Source organism: Pseudomonas sp. AIG, assembly GCF_977020205.1.
In genome coordinates this window covers 1-306 of the sequence record NZ_CDROCK010000161.1, presented here as the reverse complement: position 1 = coordinate 306, position 306 = coordinate 1, and the positions used below count along the sequence as shown (strand labels likewise).

The 306-nt window shown below is 55.9% G+C and carries 1 pseudogene; it reads left to right on the top strand.

The features are described 5' to 3' along the window. Positions 1-306 (top strand): annotated as a pseudogene (locus ACWR1S_RS30965) (calcium-binding protein); the annotation flags it as partial.

Below are 306 nucleotides of genomic sequence, written 5' to 3'. Positions count from 1 at the left end.
ATACCGACAGCCAAGTGGGTGTGACGATCAACACCAAAACCGGCGTGAACTCCGGTATTGCGGCAGGCGATACGTATGTCGGTATTGAAATACTGCAGGGCTCCGGCGGCAACGACACCTTTATCAGTGGTGAAGCCGCGGACCAGTTTTACGGTTCGGGCGGTAACGACACCATTGATTATTCCGACTCTGCCAGCGGCGTAACGGTGAGTCTGGTCGGCGGTGTTGCAGGCGTGGGTGGTGATGCTCAAGGCGACAAGCTGTGGGAATTTGAAACGGTCATCGGCTCGTCTTTCAATGACGTCC